Here is a 17,058-nt window from a genome sequence, read left to right as displayed (position 1 = left end):
ATGAACGCCGCCGACCAACTGCCGATCCGCCAACGCCTGGCCCACTGGGTCGAGCACCTGAGCCACGTGCTGCCGGCCCAGGCGCCGATTCGCGATTTCGTCCATCACAACACGCTGCACGGCTTTCAGCATCTGCCCTTTCCGGAAGCCCTGGCCGCCGCCCAGCGACTGACCGGCGCGACGACTTATTGGCCGGAAGCGCGCTTTCGCGAATGCCATGCGGCCGGCCGGATCGACGATGACGATCTGCTCGCCGCGCTCGTCGAGGCGGGCGTCGCGGAACTCGAGCAGCCGGTGATGCGGGCCCTGAGCCGGCGCGACGTGCTGCTGGCCAGTCTGCTGGCCGCTCCGGAAACGCCGGGCGCTGCCCGCCTCGACTGGCTGACGCGCGAGCAGGGGCTGGCCGACGACCCGGTTTTTGCCCAGTGCCGGGCCTTGACCGCCGGGCTTGCCAGCACGGCCGATACCCACTCCGCCGACTGGGAACCGGCCGCACTGACTGCCTGGGACAGCCTGTGCCAGCGCGTCGGCGTGGACTGGACGCTGCGCAGCCTGCTCGAATACCTGAGCGGTGAAGATGTGCTGGAACAGGTACGCAGCATTCTGCAGCGCCAGCTTGCCGCCCATCTCGATCTGGGCGTCGCCGCCTGGCGCAATCCGCGGCAGGCGCAGGGTTTTTTTGCCGCCTGGCGGGCCTGCGCCGGGCTGGACATGTTCTGGGAGCTGGAGGAGCTGCCCAATGTGCGCGACGAAATCGTCCATCTGGGCGACGACCCGCTCGACGTGCTGATCGAGGAACTGGCCCGGCTGATTCCGGAAGAACATCTCTGGTATGGCTATCTCGAACGTCTCAGTCTGGAGTTGCCCGGCTGGTCCGGGATGTTCCTCTGGCGCGACCGCCACCCGGGGCGCGGCGACGGCACGCCGGTCGCCATGCTCGATTACCTGGCCGTGCGCGTGCTGCTCGAGCGCATGCTCTGTGAAGACCTGATGTGCCGGCTGACCGGCGTCCCGATGAGTTTCGAGGAGCTGCGCGCCTACTATGCCGCCAGCCCGGCCGAGTTTTTCGTTCGCGATGCCCTGCGCCGTCGGGCCTTGCCGGAGCAATTGCAGAACGAGGCGGCGCATCGGGTCCGCGCCGGCAATGCCGGCCGCGAGGAAAGCTGGCGGGCGCTGGCCGAAGCGATTGCCGCCTGCCCCGACGAGGTCGCCGCCACGGCCAACGCCTGGCGGCTGGCCGCGCTGTGCCGCCAGTTGGCGATGACGCCGGCCGATCTGGCGACGCTGAGCTGCGAAGAAGCCGCCGCCGTGCAGGACTGCGCGGCCAGCCTGGACGGTTTGCAACGCGGCCAGATCTGGCTGCTGGCCTATGAGCGCCATTACCGCGAGCAGCTCTTCACCGCGCTGGCCACCAACCATCCCCGGCAAAAAGCGGTGCCGACTCCATCGGCACAGGTGGTGCTGTGCATGGACGACCGTGAGGAGGGCACCCGCCGGCATCTCGAGGAAATCGCCCCGGCCGTGGCGACCTACGGCGCCGCCGGCTTTTTCGGCGTGGTCATGTACTGGCAGGGGGCCGACGACGGGGCGCCCGCGGCCCTCTGTCCGGTGGTCGTGCAGCCGACCCATCTCGTCCGCGAACAGCCGCTGGCCGGCCGCGAGTCGGCCTTTGCCGGCTATACCGCCCGGCGCGACAGCCGGCTGCGCTGGCGCGAACGGCTCTATCAGGCGACCCGCCGCCGGCCGCTCGGCGGTCCGCTGTTGACCGCGCTGGCCGGCCTGCCGGCCTTGCTCACCTTGAGCGCGGCCAGCCTGGCGCCCGGCTGGTTCGGCAAAACCGCCGGCCGCTGGCGCCAGTTGCACGATGGCCGGCCGGCGACCGGCCTGCGACTGACCGCGGCGGAGGCCGGGCCGGCCACGCCGGAACAGCCGCAGCACGGCTTTAGCGACGACGAGCAGGTCGACCGCGTCGAAGCCTTCCTGCAGATGATCGGCCTGACCGGCAATTTCGCGCCGCTGGTCCTGATGTTGGGCCACGGTTCCTCCAGCCTGAACAACCCGCACCGCTCGGCCTACGACTGCGGCGCCTGCTCCGGCCGGCACGGCGGGCCGAATGCGCGGGTCTTCGCGACGATGGCCAACCGCCCGCCGGTGCGCCAGGCGTTGCTTGAACGCGGCATCGCCATTCCGGACAGCACCTGGTTCGTTGCCGCCGAACACAATACCTGCGATGACGGCATCGAGTGGTACGACCTCGAATCGGTGCCGGAGCGCTTCCAGGCGGCGCTCGATGTGTTGCTCGGCCAGGTCAGCGAAGCCTGCCGCGCCCATGCCGCCGAACGCTGCCGCCGGCTGGCCTCGGCGCCGCCGCGTTTGTCGCCGTGGCAGGCCAGCCGGCATGTGGTCGGCCGCGCCAACGACATTTCCCAGGCCCGGCCGGAGCTCGGCCACGCCAACAACGCCGCTGCCCTGATCGGCCGGCGCGAGATCAGCCGCGGCCTGTTTCTCGACCGCCGGACCTTCTTGATTTCCTACGACCCGACGGCCGACTGCGACGGCTACATCGTCGAAGGCATCCTGCTTGCCACCGCACCGGTCGGGGCCGGCATTGCCCTCGAATATTATTTTTCCAGCGTCGATAACGAACGTTTCGGCTGCGGTTCAAAAATCACCCACAACATCACCGGCCTGTTCGGGGTGATGGAAGGGGCCGATTCCGATCTGCGCACCGGTCTGCCCTGGCAGATGGTCGAGATCCACGAGCCGATGCGTCTGCTGGTCGTCGTCGAGCAGACCCCCGAGCGGCTGACCGCCATTCTGCAGCGCCAGCCGCAGTTGCAGGAATTGATCAACAACGCCTGGATCGTTCTCGCCGCCAAGGACCCGCTCTCCGGCGCCATCCATCACTACTGCCCGCGCCGCGGCTGGTTGCCGTGGTCGGGCAAGGCGGTGCTGCCGCAGGTGGCGCGCTCGGTCGACTGGTTCGCCGGGGCGAGCGAGGCGCTGGCGCCGGCCCTGCTGCTCGGAGCCGCCCGATGATGCCGCTGCTCGTTCATCTTCCCGACTGGGTCTGGCTGGTGCCCGGACTGCCGCTGCTCGCCTCGCTCTTGATCGGCCTGCGCGTGCTGCTCGGGCGTGCCGCCGGCGATGCAGCCGAGCCGCTGACCGCCGGGCTGTCGGCAGTGGCCGCGTTCGGCGGCCTGGCGTTGCTGGTCGCCCTCGATGTTCTCGCCGTGCTGCGCGGTCTGCCCGGGCATCGGGTGCTCGCCGTGTGGTTCGGCAGCGGCAGCTGGCAGGGCACCTTCTCTTTCCTGCTCGACGGCCTGTCGCTGACCCTGGCCACCCTGGTCGCCCTGATCGGTTGGCTGGTCGTCCGCTTTTCCGCCAACTATGTGCATCGCGAAGCCGGCTTCCATCGCTACTTCATCGTTCTCAATTTCTTTCTGGCCGGCATCCAGCTCGTGCTGCTCGCCGGCAACGGCTTGCTGGCCTTCGTCGGCTGGGAAATGTGCGGCGTCGCCTCCTTCCTGCTCATCGGCTACGCCTGGCAGCGCCCGGTGGCCACCGGCAATGCGCTGTTCGTCTTCGTCACCAACCGCGGCGGCGACGCCGGCTTCCTGCTCGCCCTCGGTTTCGCCGCGGCCTGGCTGGGCAGCTTCGAGTGGACGGCACTGGCCGGCAGCGGACAGATCGGCGTCGTCAATGCCCGCCTGATCGCCCTCGGCTTCGCGCTGGCGGCCCTCGCCAAGTCGGCGCAACTGCCGTTCACGCCATGGATCAGTCGGGCGCTCGAAGGGCCGACGCCGTCATCGGCCATCTTCTACGGCGCGGTGATGGTGCACGCCGGCGTCTACCTGCTGCTTCGTCTCGAACCGCTGCTCGTCCAGGCGCCCGACGTGCTGGCCGGGCTGGTCGTGCTCGGCGTGTTGACGGCGCTCTACGCCTGGCTGTGCGGGCTGGTCCAGACCGACGTCAAATCGGCGCTGATTTTCGCCACGGTCTTCCAGGTTGCGCTGATGTTCGTCGAAATCGGCCTCGGTTGGTCGACGCTGGCCCTGGCCCATCTCTGCCTGCATGCCGCCTGGCGCGCCTGGCAGTTCCTGCTCGCCCCGTCCTGGCTGGCCGTTACCCGGGAACGGCCGAGCCCGCCGCCGTCCTGGCTGCGCCGCAATCAGCTGTTATATACGCTGGCGCAGCAGCGCCTGTGGCTCGACAAGCTGGCCCAGACGCTGTTCGTCAATCCGACCGAGTCGTTCGCCCGCGATCTGCGCGCCCTCGAGGAGAACTTCATCGACCGCGCCATCGGCGAGCCGGGCCGGGGCAAGCCGATCGATCCGGAACGCCCGCTGATCCTCGTCGATGGCCTGCCCGGCCGGGCGCTGGCGGCAGCGGCCGGCGTGCTGCAGCAGATCGAGAACCGGCTGTTGTTGCGCGGCCGGGGCGGGGCCGCCGAGAAGCTGCTGCATCAGCTCGGCAGCTACCTGCGGACGCTGGAAAACCTGCTTGAGCAGCCGCGTTACCTGATGATGGCGGTGATGGCGACCTTCGTGGTGATCCTGTGAGCGGCTTCTCCGAAATCTTCTGGGCGCAGCAGTCCGGGCTGCCTTTGCTGGTGCTGCTGCAATTGTTGCCGCTGCTCGGCGCGGCGCTGGTTTTCGTCTTCCAGGAGCGGGCGAGCGCCGTCGTCGCCGGCAAGGTCTTTGCGCTGGGCGAACTGGTGCTCGCCATCGTCGCCACCAGCCGCATCGATCCGCTGCAGCCGGCCCTGCAACTGGCCGAACGCTTTGCGCCGCTGGCCTACCATGTCGCGGTCGATGGCCTCAGCCTGATCTTCCTGCTGGTTACGGCGCTGCTCACGCTGCTGCTGATGCTCTACGGCATGAGTCGCGGCATGATTTCGCCGGGCCGCCTGTACGCTGTGCTGCTGATCGCCGAGGCCGGGCTGGTCGGCATGCTGCTGACGCTCAACGTGGCGTGGTTCGCCTTCTATTCGGCCCTCGAATTGTGGGCGGTGGTCTATCTGCTGCGCCGCTGGGCTTCGTCGCGTGCCGAAATCCATGCGCTGTCGCGCTTCATCCAGTACCAATCCTTCGGCTGGCTGCTCTTCGCGGCCGGCTGCCTGGTCCTCGGCTGGGGCCACGCCGAGGCGACCGGCGGGCGGTGGAGCTTCGACCTGTTTGATCTGGTCGGTGCGGTGCCGGTCGGCAAGTTCCAGACGGCGGCGTTCTACCTGCTGTTCTACGGGCTGGCCGTGCGTACGCCGCTCTTCCCGCTGCACGGCTGGTTGCCGAACATGGCGCAGCATGGCCTGATCGCCGTCGCGCCGGCCCTGATGGTCGGCGTCAAGGTCGGCATCTACGGCATGCTGCGTTTCGTGCTGCCGCTGACGCCGGCGGCGGTGCAGTACTGGCAGCCGTACATCGTCGGCTTCGCCATGGCCGGCATTTTCTTTACCGCGGCGCTCGCCTTCCAGCAGACCAACCTGCGCCGGCTGCTCGCCTTCGCCGTGGTCAGCCACACCAGCCTGCTGGTGATCGGTGTCTTCAGCCTGCATGAGTCGGGCATCCAGGGGGCGGTGCTGCTCGCCGCCAACTTCGGGCTGGCGGTGACCGGCATGTGGTTCATCGTCGGCTTCGTCTTCCGCCGCACCGGGACGACCGAACTGCACGAACTGTCCGGCCTGTTCGAGCGCATTCCCTTCCTGGCCATCGCCTTCTTGGTTTTTGGCCTGGCCATCGTCGGCATGCCCGGCACACCGGGTTTCGATGCCGCCCACCTGGTGCTTGAAGCCGCCATCGACAGCTTCGGGGCCTTGTCTACGGTCGCCGCGGCGCTCGGCAACGTGGCAGCCGCCGGCTTCCTGCTCTGGGCCTTCCAGCGTGCCTTCCTGTCGCCGCACAAGGCGGGTCGAGGGCTGGATGTCGACAAGACGCTGCCGATGGAATACCTGGTCTGCGGCATCGCCCTCGCCGCCATGGTCGCCATCGGCGTGTTTACCGAGCCCTGGCTGCGCCTGAGCGAAACGGCCAGCCAGGCGGCGGCCGCGAGGTTCGTCCGATGAGCCTGCCGCTGCTCTCGCTGCTCGTCTTTCTGCCGCTGGCCGGGGCGGCCCTGCTGTGGCTGTTGCCGGTCCGCGCGGCGCGCCACACGGTGGCGCTGGTCATGCTGCTGACGCTGCTGCTGAGCGCCGCCGTGCTGCTCGCCTACGATCCGGCCGGGGCGCGCTTTCAGCTGGTCGAGCGCAGCTTGTGGATCGCCAGCCTGAATGTTCATTACCTGTTGGCGGTGGACGGCCTTTCAGTGCTCTTCCTGCCGGCCACGGCATTGCTTTTCCTCGGCTCGCTGGTGGCCGGCTGGAACAGCGTGCCCGACGCGCCGCGCCTGCATTTCAGCCTGCTGCTGCTGTTTCAGACGGTGACGCTGGGCATCTTCTGTGCGCTCGATACCGTGCTGTTTTTCTTCTTCTGGGAACTGTCGTTGGTTCCGCTCTATTTCCTGCTCGGGCGCTGGGGTGTCACTGCCGGCTGTCGGCAGGCCGCCGCCCGCTATTTCCTGATCATGCTGGCCGGCGGCATTCCCTTGCTGATCGCCTTCGTCATGCTCGGCACCAGCCAGCCGGTGCCGACCTTCGACCTGATCACGCTGCTCGATATACGTTTGCCGCGCTCGACGCAGCTGGCGGTATTCCTGCTCTGCCTGCTCGGTTTCGCCGTCAAGGTGCCGCTCGTCCCGCTGCACACCTGGCTGCCGCGCTTTGCGCTGGCTGCGCCGGGGTCGCTGACGGCGCTGCTGGTCGGCCTGAAACTCGGCGCCTTCGGGCTGATCCGTTTCGCCATTCCGCTCGCTCCTGACGTCGCCCAGGATCTGCACTGGCTGCTCGCCGGACTCGGCACGGTGACGCTGCTCTACGGGGCGGTCGGCGTGCTCGGCCAGACCAATCTGCGCGTCGGCCTGGCCTACGCCAGCATCTGCCATGTCGGCCTCGCCGTGCTCGGTCTGGCGGCCTTGAGCGCCCAGGGCGTGCAGGGCGCCGTGTCATTGCTGCTCAGCTTCTCGGTGGCGACCGGCGGTGGCTTCATCCTGCTCGAATTCCTGCGCCAGCGCACCGGCTCGACCGACATCCATGCGCTGGGCGGAGCGGCCAAAACGATGCCGCTGCTCGCCAGCGGTTTTCTGATCTGTGGTCTGGCCGGCGTCGGCATGCCGGGGACGAGCAGCTTTCCCGGTGAATTCCTGCTCATCTTGGCGGCACTGCAAAGCCATACCGGGGCCGGCATGGCGGCGTTGTTCGGCCTGTCGATCGCCGCTGGCGCCTTCCTGGCGCTTTATCGCCAGGCTTTCTTCGGTCCGGTGCGGCGCCGCGAAGTGGCCGAGGCGCAGGATTTGCGGCCGCGCGAATGGCTGGTGCTGGTCGCCCTGACCGCGATGATCGTCGGGATCGGCATCTACCCGGGGCCGTGGATCGATATCGTCCGCCCGGCGTCCGAGGCGTGGGCGGCCGGCGTCAGGCGTTAGGCGTTAGGCGCGACGTCCGGCCGGTGCTACGACAAAAGGCCGGATCAGACCTTCTTGACGAATTCCGACTTGAGCTGCATCGCGCCGATGCCGTCGATCTTGCAGTCGATGTCGTGATCGCCTTCGATCAGGCGGATGTTCTTGACCTTGGTGCCGACCTTGACGACCGATGACGAGCCCTTGATCTTCAGGTCCTTGATCACCGTCACGGTGTCGCCGTCCTGCAGCAGGTTGCCGTTGGCGTCCTTCCAGACCTTGGCCTGTTCGGCGCTGTCGGCGCCGGCATCCTTGCTCCATTCGTGGGCGCATTCCGGGCAGACGTACATGTTGCCGTCTTCGTAGGTGAATTCGGATTTGCACTGGGGGCAGTTGGGTAGCTTGCTCATGGTTTTTCCTTTTCAGTAATCTTCTTCCGAGCCGCCCATCAGGTTGGGCAGCAGGATGTAGGCGCGCGCCAGGGCGCTAGTCAGGTCGAGGCAGACGTTTTCGTCGCCGAGATGGTCGATGAAGCCGGAGCGATAGAGCAGCGAGCCGGGCTGGGAGTTCAGGCCGCAGACGAGCAGCCGGCAACCGCGCTTGTGCAATTTGTCGAGCAGGCTTTCCAGGCCTTCGAGGCCGGTGGTGTCGAGCTGGATCAGTTGCGTCATGTCGAGAATGACGACTTCCGGATGGCCGGCGGCCGGATCGAGCAGGACTTCCAGCTTGTTCACGGCGCCGAAGAACAGCGAGCCGAACAATTGCCAGGCGGCGACGCGCATCGTGCCGTCCGGGTAGAGAAACTGCGGTTCGCTGGCTTCTTCGCGCAGCGGCCGGCGTTCGACACGGGTCAGTTCCGACATCCGGTAGATGAAGAACAGGCTGGCCAGCACCATGCCGAGTTCGACGGCGATGGTCAGGTCGAAGACGACGGTGACGAAGAAGGTGGCGAGCAGGATCACCCGGTAGTTGTACGAGTAGCGGCGCAGTTCCTTGAATTCGTGCCATTCGCCCATGTTGATGGCGACCACCATGACGATCGCCGACAGCGTGGCGAGCGGCACGTAGGAGGCGAGCGGCGCGGCGAGCAGCACGATGCCGAGCAGCACGAGGGCATGGATGACGCCGGCGATCGGCGTGCGACCGCCGCTTTTGACGTTGGTCGAGGTGCGGGCGATGGCGCCGGTGGCGGCGAAGCCGCCGAACAGCGGGGCGGCGATATTGGCCAGGCCCTGGGCGACCAGTTCCTGGTTGGGGTCGTGGCGGTCGTCGATCATGCTGTCGGCGACGCGGGCCGAGAGCAGCGATTCGATGGCGCCGAGCAGGGCGATGGTGATGGCCGGCGAAATCAGCTTGCCGATATCGTGAATCGACAGGTCGGGCAGGCCGAAGTGCGGCAGTTCCTGCGGGATTCCGCCGAAGCGGCTGCCAATGGTTTCCACCGGCAGATCGAACAGGAAGGAGACCAGCGTGCCGACCAGTAGCACGGCGAGCGGCCCCGGGGCGCGGCGCAGCAAGGCGAAGCGTTGGGCCAGCCAGTTGTAGGAAAGGAGGAAGATGAAACAGGCGGTGGCCAGCGCCAGGGTCGGCAGATCGACGCTATGCGCGTTGGCGGCGAGGACCTTGATGCGCAGGAAAAACTCGGCTGGCAGGTTGTCGATCTTCAAGCCGAAGAAATCCTTGATCTGGGCCAGGAAGATGACCACGGCGATGCCGTTGGTAAAGCCGATGACGACGGTGATCGGGATGAAGCGGATCAGTTGCCCCAGGCGGGCCAGGCCCATGGCCAGCAGGAAGATGCCGGCGAGCATGGTGGCGGCCATCAGGTTGGCGAAACCCTGAATGGCGACAATGCCGTAGATGATCGGAATGAAGGCGCCGGTCGGGCCGCCGATTTGCACGCGCGAGCCGCCGAACAGCGAGGTGATCAGGCCGGCGACGATGGCCGTCCAGATGCCGGCCGATGGCGAGCAACCGGAAGCGATGGCGAAGGCCATGGCCAGTGGCAGAGCGAGCACGCCGACCGTGATGCCCGAGGCGAGATCCTTGCCGAATTGCGCCCGGTTATAGGTCGGCAGGCAATCCAGCAGCTTGGGGTGGAAGGCGATTTTCATGGCGCGCGCTCATGTGGGGAGGTAGGATTATATGAGCACCCTATTATTCGTCAATGTTAATCATATGTTAACATCGCGATCAAGAATTGAAAGAGAGTGGAATATGGAGCAACGCACGGCACGTCTCACCATCCTGATCGATCCCCGGAAGAAGCAGATTTTCGAGGAAATCTGCGCCGCCAACGACCTGACCCCGTCGCAGGTCGTCCGTCGCCTGGTCCGGCAATACATCGTCGACAACGCGGGCAACCGTGAATTGCCCGAGTGGTTGAAGCCGAACGGCAAACTGGCCGAGTAAGTCAGTCCGGCCCGGCCTCGGGCGGCTGGCGGACCTTGTCCGGATGATGTGCGGCAATATAGGCATCGTAGCGAGCCTGCATTTCCGGCGCCTGTTTGGCGATTTCGCGCAGGATGCGCGTTACCGCCCAGATCATCACCACCACACCACCCGCCGTGCATGCTACGGCTTCGGCCGCTGAGCCGGGAAAGTCGGTCAGGATGGCGCCCTTGCCTGCGGCAAACCAGCTGGCGCCGATGCCAACGCAGGACAGCCCGAACACATCGGCCAGCGCATAGAGAAAGATCGGCCCGGTCAGGCGTGGCCGGGGCGGACGAAGCGGATTATTGAGCATGGCAGTCGGCAAAAGGGACGGGCGCCCATTTTGCCGGAAGATGCCGGCTTTCCGCCGCAATCCATGCATTTTCGTTGGGGCGCGCGAGTTGAAAAAAATGCTTGTCAAGACTTGACTTATGCACAGTAAGCAATCGCATTTGCCGCACAAGGCCATTCCGTGCCGGTTTTTCGCGATATTCTTTTGCGTTGTTATATTTGCAATTAAATCAGTTGCTTAGGCGCCAGCTCAAGTTTTGGGCAGGGCAAGGGAATGCCTTATGGGCCGGTCACTTAGCGCACTCATCCCCGATTCATTCACAGACTTATCCACAGGTTTTGTGGATAGTTCGAAAAGCCTAAACCCTGTGGCCTGATTGGGCCTGTTACTTAAAGTATCACTTTAAGTCCGGGGTCGATTTTGCTGCGTTGCAACAAGAAAACGGCCTGTCTGGCAGGCCGTTTTTCCGTTGGTAGTTATTTGACTCGCATGCCCGGTTGCGCTCCCGCGTCCGGCGACAGCAGGAAGATGCCCGGCGTCTTGCCATCCGGGTCGGAGGCGGCCATCACCATGCCTTCCGAGAGGCCGAACTTCATCTTGCGCGGCGCCAGGTTGGCGACCATCACGGTCAGGCGACCGATCAGCTGGGCCGGGTCGTAGGCCGACTTGATGCCGGCGAAAACGTTGCGCGTCTTTTCCTCGCCGATATCCAGCGTCAGCCGCACCAGCTTGTCGGCGCCTTCGACCTGTTCGGCATTGGCGATCAGGGCAATGCGCAGATCGACCTTCATGAAGTCGTCGATGGTGCACAGGCCTTCATTACCGGCATCGGCCTTGATTTCCTTCTGCTGGTGTTCGGCATGGCGCTGCTGCGACTGGGCCTCGGGCGCCGGGGCCAGGGATTCCTTGTTGGCTTCGACCAGCTTTTCGATCAGCTTCGGATCGACGCGCGTCATCAGGTGCTCGTAGGCATTGATGCCGTGGCCGGCGGCGAGCAGGGTCCGGGTGTCGTCCCAGGTCAGCGGCGAGATGTTGAGGAATTTTTCCACCTTGCCGGCGACCACCGGCAGGATCGGCTTGAGCAGCACGGTGAGCAGCCGGAAAAGATTCAGCGCATTGCTGCAGGCGGCGTGCAGTTCGACTTCCTTGCCGGCCTGCTTGGCCAGTTCCCAGGGTTTGACGCTGTCCACGTACTGGTTGGCGGCATCGGTCAGGGCCATGATTTCGCGCATCGCCTTGCCGAATTCGCGGGCTTCATAAAGTTCGGCGATCCGCCCGGCCGCTGCCTGGATGGACTTGATGGCCGGCAGCTCGGCGGCGGCCGGGGCCAGTTGGCCGGCGAAGCGCTTGCTGATGAAGCCGGCCGAACGGCTGGCGATATTGACGTACTTGCCGACCAGGTCGGAATTGACGCGGGCGCCGAAGTCTTCCAGGTTGAGATCGATGTCTTCCATGCTCGCCGACAGCTTGGCGGCGTAGTAGTAGCGCAGCCATTCCGGGTTCAGGCCGCTGTCGAGGTAGCTTTGGGCGGTGATGAAGGTGCCGCGCGATTTCGACATCTTGGCGCCGTCCACCGTCAGGAAACCATGGGCGAAGATCATGGTCGGTGTGCGGTAGCCGGCGTGGGCCAGCTCGGCCGGCCAGAACAGCGCGTGGAAGTAGAGGATGTCCTTGCCGATGAAGTGGTACAGCTCGGTCGTCGAATCGGGTTTGAAATATTCGGCGAAGTCGAGGCCGTTCTTGCTGCACAGGTTCTTGAACGAGCCCATGTAGCCGATCGGCGCGTCGAGCCAGACGTAGAAATACTTGCCCGGGGCATCGGGGATCTCGAAGCCGAAGTACGGCGCATCGCGCGAAATATCCCAGTCGGTCAGCTTGTTGTCGCCCGGCGCGCCCAGCCACTCCTGCATCTTGTTGGCGGCTTCCGGCTGCAAGACGCCGTTGTCGCGGCTGGTGTACTGGCGCAGGAAGGCCTCGCAGCGCGGGTCGGAGAGCTTGAAGAAGTAATGTTCCGATTTGCGCAGTTCCGGCTTGGCACCGGAGATGGCGGAAAACGGCTCGATCAGGTCGGTCGGCGCATAGGCCGCACCGCAGACTTCGCAGTTGTCGCCGTACTGGTCCTTGGCATGGCATTTCGGGCATTCGCCCTTGATGAAGCGGTCGGGCAGGAACAGTTGCTTGAGCGGGTCGTAATACTGCTCGATGGTCCGCGTCTCGATCAGGCCGGCCACCTTCAGCTTGGCGTAGATATCGTTGGCGCATTCGCGGGTTTCCGGCGAATGCGTCGTGTAGAAATTGTCGAAGCCGACATGAAAGCCGGAAAAGTCGCGGTAATGCTCGCCATGCACGCGCTCGATCAGTTGTTCCGGGCTGATGCCCTCCTTCTCGGCGCGCAGCATGATCGGCGTGCCGTGCGTGTCGTCGGCGCAGACGTACCAGCATTCGTTGCCGGCCATTTTCTGGAAACGCACCCAGATGTCGGTTTGGATGTATTCGACCAGGTGACCGAGGTGAATGGCGCCGTTGGCGTAGGGCAGGGCGGAGGTGACGAGGATTTTGCGCGACATGGGAGCGGAAGGCTGGAAAATTAAAGCGTGATTTTACCGCGTGGCGCTACGCCGCGCTGTTTCGGCATGGCTGACCCGACAAACCGGTTTGCGGTATACTGGACAAAATCGCTCGGGTATTACCAACTGTCCCATTCTCCACCGGAGTTTCCATGAGTCTCTCAGAACAGCAAGTCAAGACGGCGCTCTCTGCTGCGGTCGACCCCAATACAGGCAAGGATTTCGTCAGCGGCAAGACGGTCAAGAACATCAAGATCGACGGCGCCGACGTCGCTTTCGACATCGAACTCGGCTACCCGGCGAAGAGCCAGATCGACGCCATCCGCAAGCAGGTGATCGCCGCCGTGCGCACGCTGCCGGGCGTCGGCAACGTCTCGGCCAATGTCTTCAGCAAGATCATTTCCCACTCGGTGCAGCTGGGCGTCAAGCTGCTGCCCGGGGTCAAGAACATCATCGCCATCGCTTCCGGCAAGGGCGGCGTCGGCAAGAGCACGACGGCGGTCAATCTGGCCCTGGCGCTCGCCCAGGAAGGCGCCCGCGTCGGCATTCTCGATGCCGACATCTACGGCCCGTCGCAGCCGCAAATGCTCGGCCTGGCCGGCCAGCAGCCGGAGTCGGCGGACGGCAAGAGCATGGAACCGCTGGAAGCCTACGGTCTGCAGGCGATGTCGATCGGCTTCATGGTCGATGTCGAGACGCCGATGGTCTGGCGCGGCCCGATGGTCGCCCAGGCGCTTGACCAGATGCTCGGCCAGACCAACTGGCACGATCTCGATTACCTGATCGTCGACATGCCGCCGGGCACCGGCGACATCCAGCTGTCGCTGGCCCAGAAGGTGCCGGTGACCGGCGCGGTGATCGTCACCACGCCGCAGGACATCGCGTTGATCGATGCGCGCAAGGGCCTGAAGATGTTCGAGAAGGTGAATATCCCCATCCTCGGCATCGTCGAAAACATGAGCATCCATATCTGCTCGAACTGCGGCCATGAAGAACATATCTTCGGCGAAGGCGGCGGCGAGCGCATGGGCAAGGATTACGACGTCGAATTCCTGGGCAGTCTGCCGCTGGAAATGGCCATCCGCCAAATGGCCGATGGCGGCAAGCCGACCGTGGTCGGCGCGCCGGATTCGCGTACCGCCGAGATCTATCGCGGCATCGCCCGTCGCGTCGCGGTCAAGATCGCCGAGAAGGCCAAGGACATGACTTCCAAGTTCCCGAATATCGTGGTCCAGAATACCTAAATAATTCGGCAAATCCCCAGACAAAGGCGGGTAAAATCCCGCCTTTGTTTTTTGCAGCGCGGACGAGAAGAAATGACCATCAAATCAGACAAATGGATCCGCCGCATGGCGGCAGAGCACGGCATGATCGAGCCGTTTTCACCGGAACTGGTGCGCGAGGCAAATGGCCAGAAGATCGTCTCCTACGGCACCTCGAGCTACGGTTACGACATTCGCTGCGCCCGCGAATTCAAGGTCTTCACCAATATCAACTCGACGGTGGTTGACCCGAAGAATTTCGATCCGAAGTCCTTCGTCGAAATCGAATCCGATTGCTGCATCATCCCGCCCAATTCCTTCGCCCTGGCCCGGACCATGGAGTATTTCCGCATTCCGCGTTCGGTGCTGACCATTTGTCTCGGCAAGAGCACCTACGCGCGCTGCGGCATCATCGTCAATGTGACCCCGTTCGAGCCGGAATGGGAAGGCCACGTCACGCTGGAATTTTCCAACACGACGCCGCTGCCGGCCAAGATCTACGCCGGTGAAGGTTGCGCGCAGGTGCTGTTCTTCGAATCCGACGAAGTGTGCGAAACCTCGTACAAGGACAGAGGCGGCAAGTACCAGGGGCAGGAAGGCGTCACCCTGCCCAAGATCTGACGCCGGGCCGTAACCAAAACGTCTTATTCTGTGACCCGCTGCGGCGGGTCGCCGCTTTTCAAGGACTCAAACATGCGCTTCCACTTCCCCATCATCATCATCGATGAAGACTTTCGCTCGGAGAACACCTCCGGACTCGGCATTCGCGCCCTCGCCGACGCGCTCGAGAAAGAGGGGCTGGAAGTGCTCGGCGTCACCAGTTACGGCGACCTGACTTCGTTCGCCCAGCAGCAATCGCGGGCCAGCGCCTTCATCCTGTCGATCGACGACGAGGAACTGGCGCTCGAGCCGGAGGAAACGCTGGCCGAACTGCGCGCCTTCGTCACCGAAATCCGCAACCGCAACGCCGAAATCCCGATCTTCCTGCACGGCGAAACGCGTACCTCGCGCCATATCCCGAACGACGTGCTGCGCGAACTGCATGGTTTCATCCACATGTTCGAGGACACACCGGAGTTCATCGCCCGCAACGTCAAGCGCGAAGCGCGCGCCTACCTCGACTCGCTGCCGCCGCCGTTCTTCCGCGCGCTGGTCCATTACGCCGCCGACGGTTCGTATTCCTGGCACTGCCCCGGCCACTCGGGCGGCGTCGCATTTTTGAAGAGCCCGGTCGGCCAGATGTTCCACCAGTTCTTCGGCGAGAACATGCTGCGCGCCGACGTCTGCAACGCGGTCGAGGAACTCGGCCAACTGCTCGACCATACCGGGCCGGTCGCCGCGTCCGAACGCAATGCGGCGCGCATCTTCAACGCCGACCACCTGTATTTCGTCACCAACGGCACCTCGACCTCGAACAAGATCGTCTGGCATTCGACGGTGGCGCCGGGTGACGTGGTCGTCGTCGACCGCAACTGCCACAAGTCGATCCTGCACGCCATCATGATGACCGGCGCGATCCCGGTCTTCCTGATGCCGACCCGCAACAACTTCGGCATCATCGGCCCGATCCCGAAGCGCGAATTCCTCTGGGAGAACATCCAGAAGAAGATCGCCGCCAACCCCTTCATCACCGACAAGACGGCCAAGCCGCGCGTCCTGACGATCACCCAGTCGACCTACGACGGCATCCTCTACAACGTCGAGGACATCAAGCAGGAACTGGACGGCAAGATCGACACCCTGCATTTCGACGAAGCCTGGCTGCCGCACGCCGCCTTCCACGATTTCTACGGCGATTACCACGCCATCGGCGCCGACCGGCCGCGCTGCAAGGAGTCGATGATTTTCTCGACGCAATCGACGCACAAGCTGCTGGCCGGCCTCAGCCAGGCCTCGCAAATCCTCGTCCAGGATTGCGAGAACCGCAAGCTCGACCGCGACCTGTTCAACGAAGCCTACCTGATGCACACCTCGACCTCGCCGCAATACTCGATCATCGCCTCGTGCGATGTCGCGGCGGCGATGATGGAAGCGCCGGGCGGTACCGCGCTGGTCGAGGAATCGATCGCCGAAGCCCTCGATTTCCGCCGCGCCATGCGCAAGGTGGACGAAGAGTGGGGCGCCGACTGGTGGTTCAAGGTCTGGGGGCCGGACGACCTGTCGGAAGAAGGCATCGAGGAACGCGACGCCTGGATGTTGAAGCCGGGCGAACGCTGGCACGGCTTCGGCGATCTGGCCGACGGCTTCAACATGCTCGACCCGATCAAGGCGACGATCATTACCCCGGGCCTCAACGTCGACGGCGAATTCGCCGAGCGCGGCATCCCGGCCGCCATCGTCACCAAGTACCTCGCAGAACACGGCGTCATCGTCGAAAAGTGCGGCCTGTACAGCTTCTTCATCATGTTCACCATCGGCATCACCAAGGGCCGCTGGAACACGCTGGTTACCGCGTTGCAGCAGTTCAAGGACGACTACGACAAGAACCAGCCGCTGTGGAAGGTGCTGCCCGAGTTCGTGCAGAAGAACCCGCGCTACGAGCGCATCGGCCTCAAGGATCTGTGCAAGCAGATCCACGCGGTGTACAAGGAAAACGACGTCGCCCGCCTGACCACCGAGATGTACCTGTCGGACATGGTGCCGGCCATGCGTCCGGCCGAAGCCTTCGCCAAGATGGCGCACCGCGAGATCGAACGGGTGCCGGTGGACGAACTGGAAGGCCGCGTGACCGCCGTCCTGCTCACCCCCTATCCGCCGGGCATTCCGCTACTGATCCCGGGCGAGCGCTTCAACCGGACGATCTGTAGCTACCTGAAATTCGCCCGCGAATTCAACGCCGCCTTCCCCGGTTTCGAGACCGATGTGCACGGTCTGGTCAAGGGTGGGGATGGGCGTTATTACGTCGATTGCGTGCTTTAGGGGGTAACCCGGCCCCGGGGTTTCCGGGGCGCGCGAGTTTTATTTTTCGGGTTGCCTAATGCTTGGCAGGGGCGGCAATGTGCCCTAAGCAGAC

General features: G+C 64.6%; 12 protein-coding genes. 8 read left to right on the top strand and 4 right to left on the bottom strand.

Annotated features, from left to right (window positions below):
• From KI611_RS18415 to KI611_RS18400, 4 genes are read left to right on the top strand one after another with little or no spacing between them, the layout of a single operon-like run.
• Entirely contained in the window at window positions 1-3,039 is a 3,039-nt protein-coding gene (locus KI611_RS18415; protein WP_226417104.1) for a DUF2309 domain-containing protein, read from the top strand.
• Window positions 3,036-4,562 carry a proton-conducting transporter membrane subunit gene (locus tag KI611_RS18410; RefSeq protein ID WP_226417103.1) on the top strand — a complete coding sequence of 509 codons (1,527 nt, stop codon included), beginning with the start codon at window positions 3,036-3,038 and terminating at the stop codon, window positions 4,560-4,562. Before KI611_RS18415 ends, KI611_RS18410 begins: the two co-directional genes overlap by 4 nt.
• The gene (locus tag KI611_RS18405; protein WP_226417102.1) at window positions 4,559-6,061 is read left to right on the top strand and encodes a complex I subunit 4 family protein; all 1,503 of its coding nucleotides are present in this window, start codon (window positions 4,559-4,561) and stop codon (window positions 6,059-6,061) included. The genes KI611_RS18410 and KI611_RS18405 overlap by 4 nt, the downstream gene beginning before the upstream one ends.
• Window positions 6,058-7,515 carry a complex I subunit 4 family protein gene (locus KI611_RS18400; protein ID WP_226417101.1) on the top strand — a complete coding sequence of 486 codons (1,458 nt, stop codon included), beginning with the start codon at window positions 6,058-6,060 and terminating at the stop codon, window positions 7,513-7,515. Before KI611_RS18405 ends, KI611_RS18400 begins: the two co-directional genes overlap by 4 nt.
• Window positions 7,516-7,559: 44 nt before the next feature.
• Here the strand turns inward: KI611_RS18400 and KI611_RS18395 are convergent, their stop codons facing one another.
• Together KI611_RS18395 and KI611_RS18390 are read right to left on the bottom strand one after the other, a co-directional pair.
• Window positions 7,560-7,901: a zinc ribbon domain-containing protein YjdM gene (locus tag KI611_RS18395; protein WP_226417100.1), complete on the bottom strand. Its 342-nt coding sequence runs from the start codon at window positions 7,899-7,901 to the stop codon at window positions 7,560-7,562.
• 12 nt (window positions 7,902-7,913) lie between these two features.
• The gene (locus tag KI611_RS18390) at window positions 7,914-9,605 is read right to left on the bottom strand and encodes a SulP family inorganic anion transporter (protein ID WP_226417099.1); all 1,692 of its coding nucleotides are present in this window, start codon (window positions 9,603-9,605) and stop codon (window positions 7,914-7,916) included.
• 103 nt (window positions 9,606-9,708) lie between these two features.
• Here KI611_RS18390 and KI611_RS18385 point away from each other — a divergent pair, with 103 nt between their 5' ends.
• The gene (locus KI611_RS18385; protein WP_226417098.1) at window positions 9,709-9,903 is read left to right on the top strand and encodes a CopG family transcriptional regulator; all 195 of its coding nucleotides are present in this window, start codon (window positions 9,709-9,711) and stop codon (window positions 9,901-9,903) included.
• A 1-nt stretch (window position 9,904) separates the two neighbouring features.
• Here KI611_RS18385 and KI611_RS18380 read toward each other — a convergent pair whose 3' ends face one another.
• Both KI611_RS18380 and metG read right to left on the bottom strand, forming a co-directional pair.
• Complete coding sequence (locus KI611_RS18380; protein ID WP_226417097.1) at window positions 9,905-10,237, bottom strand: hypothetical protein; 333 nt, start codon at window positions 10,235-10,237, stop codon at window positions 9,905-9,907.
• A gap of 455 nt (window positions 10,238-10,692) precedes the next feature.
• A complete protein-coding gene (gene metG / locus KI611_RS18375; RefSeq protein WP_226417096.1) occupies window positions 10,693-12,783 on the bottom strand; it encodes a methionine--tRNA ligase in 2,091 nt (696 codons plus the stop codon).
• A gap of 152 nt (window positions 12,784-12,935) precedes the next feature.
• Between metG and apbC the strand changes: the two genes are divergently transcribed.
• The 3 genes from apbC (at window position 12,936) to KI611_RS18360 (ending at window position 16,964) form a co-directional block, all read left to right on the top strand.
• Window positions 12,936-14,027, top strand: a complete 1,092-nt coding sequence (gene apbC, locus KI611_RS18370; RefSeq protein ID WP_226417095.1) for an iron-sulfur cluster carrier protein ApbC — start codon at window positions 12,936-12,938, stop codon at window positions 14,025-14,027.
• Window positions 14,028-14,099: 72 nt separating this feature from the next.
• Window positions 14,100-14,666: a dCTP deaminase gene (dcd, locus tag KI611_RS18365; RefSeq protein ID WP_226417094.1), complete on the top strand. Its 567-nt coding sequence runs from the start codon at window positions 14,100-14,102 to the stop codon at window positions 14,664-14,666.
• A 72-nt stretch (window positions 14,667-14,738) separates the two neighbouring features.
• The gene (locus KI611_RS18360; RefSeq protein WP_226417093.1) at window positions 14,739-16,964 is read left to right on the top strand and encodes an arginine/lysine/ornithine decarboxylase; all 2,226 of its coding nucleotides are present in this window, start codon (window positions 14,739-14,741) and stop codon (window positions 16,962-16,964) included.
• The last annotated feature ends 94 nt before the right edge of the window (window positions 16,965-17,058 follow it).

The sequence above is a fragment of the Dechloromonas denitrificans genome, assembly GCF_020510685.1.
In the GTDB taxonomy this organism is placed as follows: domain Bacteria; phylum Pseudomonadota; class Gammaproteobacteria; order Burkholderiales; family Rhodocyclaceae; genus Azonexus; species Azonexus denitrificans_A.
Note: the sequence above shows the minus strand (reverse complement) of the source record. Positions and strands in the feature narration are given on the sequence as shown.